Source organism: Porphyromonas uenonis 60-3 (genome assembly GCF_000174775.1).
GTDB lineage: Bacteria > Bacteroidota > Bacteroidia > Bacteroidales > Porphyromonadaceae > Porphyromonas > Porphyromonas uenonis_A.
Genome location: NZ_ACLR01000238.1, coordinates 1 through 511, shown reverse-complemented (window position 1 = coordinate 511; position 511 = coordinate 1). Strand labels below are relative to the sequence as shown.

The window sequence follows — 511 nt, the reverse complement described above, 5'->3', positions numbered from 1 at the left end:
CGAACTTCTTCTATGGGTTTGTCCTCAAAGTTGTAGAGCCAGTCGTTCTTGATGATCCCGTTAAGTCGCTCTGCCATAGCGTTGTGGAGAGGGTTGCCTGTCTGGGTGACGCTGGTTACGATGCCTAGGCTGGCCTCGTAGTCGGTCATCTGCTTGGAGACGTATTGACAGCCTCGGTCGCTATGGAAGATGAGTCCTTTGAGGTCAAAGCCATGCTTTTGGTAGAAGTCAACGGTCTGTTTTAGTGCGTTGTAGGGGCCCTCTGTGGAGAGCGTGGGCTGCAGGTCAAAGCCGGTGATGATGCGGCTATAAGCATCCATCGTCAGGGAGAGATATGCGAAGCCCCCTAAACACTTGACGTAGGTTATGTCTGAGACGGTGAGCCGGCAATGGTCGGTGGCGATGTACTTAGGGGTGGTGTTCAGGTGGTCTTGGAAGCCGTGATTGACTACTCCTTTGGTCGTCTGGGGTGGACGCTTGCGCTTGCGACTTCTCAGCAGCATGTCGTTGG

1 protein-coding gene is annotated in these 511 nt (G+C 54.0%); it reads right to left on the bottom strand.

From position 1 onward, the window contains the following. On the bottom strand, nucleotides 1-511 hold a 511-nt coding region (locus PORUE0001_RS09515), incomplete at both ends, for an IS3 family transposase (protein ID WP_007366235.1).